General features: G+C 62.9%; 2 protein-coding genes and 1 pseudogene. All 3 read right to left on the reverse strand.

The annotated features are described in order from the left end of the window. Positions 1-202: pseudogene (locus tag B7L68_RS04690) on the reverse strand (translation initiation factor 2 subunit alpha); the annotation flags it as partial. A 31-nt stretch (positions 203-233) separates the two neighbouring features. After that, entirely contained in the window at positions 234-2,603 is a 2,370-nt protein-coding gene (locus B7L68_RS04695; protein WP_238136331.1) for an STT3 domain-containing protein, read from the reverse strand. A 39-nt stretch (positions 2,604-2,642) separates the two neighbouring features. Next, on the reverse strand, positions 2,643-2,837 hold the full coding sequence (locus tag B7L68_RS04700; RefSeq protein WP_081246529.1) for a hypothetical protein: 195 nt from the start codon (positions 2,835-2,837) through the stop codon (positions 2,643-2,645). Positions 2,838-2,988: the final 151 nt, after the last annotated feature.

Raw genomic sequence — 2,988 nt, forward strand, 5'->3', positions numbered from 1 at the left:
TGACCTTGAAGACGGCCTTCTGCCCCTCCTTGACGTACTCCCTTATGCCGTGGAACCAAGACTGGACGATCTCCTGCGTGGGGGCGAAGGCCTCCACCTCGTACTCGTCGAGGAATATATAGGCGCCATGGTCCGCTATCTTCTTCACGGTCCCGATGACCAGCTCGCCCACGTCGGGGAAGTCCCTACGCGCCAACCTCATGGCCGGTCCCCGAGGTCTCCCTATAAAAACTTTAGGTTATCTGGTATACGACCACCCAGCCGTAGGGCTTCGATACGTAGACCAGCCGCAGGTTCGGCGGGAGCGAGGTCGTGGCGAAGCTTGTCGCGTTGAGGCCCGCTATGGGGTAGCAGAAGCCCGCCGAGGAGACGGTGCAGAGGGAGCCCAGCACCACCTGGTTCTGCGGCTGTATCTTGGCGTATGTATAATAGACGTCCCAAGGCAGATACGTCTCGTTGCCGGTGATTATGTTGGCCGCGGGGACCCCCGCGAATATCCAGGTGGGGTATCCGTAGGGGCTGTAGGCGGTCCACATCCAGTAGACCCTCTCCATGTTGAACAACATGGCGTAGAGCAGCGTCGTTAGGTTCAACGGCACTATGAGGAACTGGTTGCCTACGACGAAATAGGGCCCGGTCTGGGAGGTGCCGGTGAAGAAATAGCCGAACGGATTCGCCAGATGGCCGGCGTAGCTGGCGGGGAGGCCGAACTTCACAACGCCGCTTCCGTAGACCTGGTTGGCTATCTGGGCCATCCAGTACGACTTGAGGAAGTCGCCGCCAGCCGGGATCTCGGGGACCAGGGAGCAGAAGGGGAGGGCGAACCAGCCGGTGGCGTTGCCGAGCTGGACTATCTGGTTGCTCCAGAGCCCGAACTGGTTGTAGCCGGGGTAGGCGCAGAGGGCCGTCCAGGGCATGAACGCCGCTATGTAGTCCGTCTTGAGGTCCTTCGAGAATATGTTTATGCCGGTCTCCACGGGCGACATGAAGGCGAGGCCTATGGTGCCTATCTGGGTCGAGTTTATGGTGGAGTTGTCGGCGAGGCTCGGGTGGTGGCCCAATATGGTGACCCAATATCCGTAGTCCCACCACTCCGCCACCGAGGCGTTAGGCGGCAGCCTGGTGGCCATCCACATGAGCGCGTCGAGCCAGTCGGCGCTGGGCACCGACGGGCCGGCCGTGGCGGACACGACGATCTGTTGCGGCGCCGTGGCGGTGCCCCAGCCCAACGCGGCGAAGAGAGCCAGCGAGGCTATCGCCATCAGGGCCACGGCCCAGCCGAAGCGCCTTATCCTGAGCAACTGGGCCATGCCCACGGCCGCCGCGGCGACCGCCGCAGGCGCCACCAATATGAGAAGGCGCACCTCCGTGACCGCCGTATAGCTGCCGGTCACCAGATACGCGAGGAGGGGCAGGGCGTACGGGCTGGCCAACGACGGGATCGAGGCTATTATGAACGGTATGACGGGGCCGTAGGAGCCCAGCTCCAGCTGGAAGGTGGAGTAGCTGTGCTCGGCCACGCTCTGCACTATGGCGGACCTCCCGAAGGGCAGTATGGTGGCGAGGAACTTGCCCGATATCACGTGGAAGTAGGCCAGTATGGGTATCGACCCTGCCACCAGGACCACGGCCGCCGCAATGACCCAGGCGAACCTTCTGAGGAATCTGTAGGATCTGGCCAGGCCCACCCTGGCCTCGGCTATGTAGTAGCCCACGGCCGCCAGCAACCCTAGGGTCGGTATGAAGTTGTATATAGACCGGAGCATGTGGGGGCCGTACCTCAAGACCGCCGACTCGAACGCGGCGAATAGGAAGTAGAATATGGCGTAGGATATCGCGAGGTTCCTCGACGAGAAGCCGGGCGACATGCCCTGCGCGGACCTTAAGACGGCGTATGCCACCAGGACCAGCGCCGAGAGGCCCACCAAGTTCCAGATGTAGAACTGGGCCCCCCAGGTCCAGGCCACGAAGCCTATGGCGGCTGTCCCCAGCACGCCGTAGAGGACCGGCCTCCTCTTGAGCGCGTCGATCAAGAGCCCGAGGCCGAGCGGGGCCAGGAAGAGCGTCAGGGCCTCGTCGTCGAACCACCCGCCGAAGCCCCTCTGGAGGTAGGTGGGGGCTATGGCCGTCAGCAGGGCCGCGAGGACGGCCGCCTTCCTGTCGGCGAATCTGGATACGAAGTAGTACATCGTGAACACGGCGAGGGCGTTGTAGAGAGCCGGCGCGACGATCACTGCGTGCCATAGGTCGAACCCGAAGGGCTTGAGCAGGAAGTAGACCGAGAGGCCGTAGAGGGACACGCCCGGTATCAGGACCGTGGCCCAGTTGACGCCCCAGGGGTACCAGAAGTCGGGGAAGTAGGCGCCCTTGAACCACCAGGAGATGCCGTGCTGTAGCGTGTAGAGCGCAAGGTAGTACCTGATGTAGGGGTCGAACTCGTCGATCCACCAGCCCCAGTAGTACACCCTATACATCCTGAAGTATAGAGCCATGGCGAACGACGCCGCGAGGGCGCTGGCGACGACCCCGGTCCAGAGGAGGTCCCTCCCTCCGGCCGACGCCCGGCCGCCCTGGGTCGAGGAGCTCTTGTCGGTGAAGGCCATGGGGATATCGAGGGCTTTATTAAGATATTTTCCAACGTCTCACCCCGGCCCGGCGGCCTCCCTCCCCCCGGCTCTGGCCAGAAGCTTAACCGCGATCTTTATGGGCCTCTTCTCAAGGGGCGAGAGGCACTTGGGGCAGTAGCCGCCCCATATCTTCATGACCGCCTCCACAGTCTTGGGCTCCGGGCCTCTGTAGAGCTCAAAGCCGCAGCTGATGCATTTGACCACATACACCGCATATGGACCCGCCCGCGGTTATTAAGGTTTCCGGCATATATCCAGTGCAATACCCCGCGCCAAGACGAAGCTCAGGGCGTCTATCTCGTCCTCGGCCAGCCCGGGGTACTTCCGCCTCAGCCAGTAGCGGCCCCGCGAGGCCTTGCTC

The organism is Thermoproteus sp. CP80, from assembly GCF_002077075.2.
Classification (GTDB): Archaea; Thermoproteota; Thermoprotei; order Thermoproteales; family Thermoproteaceae; genus Thermoproteus.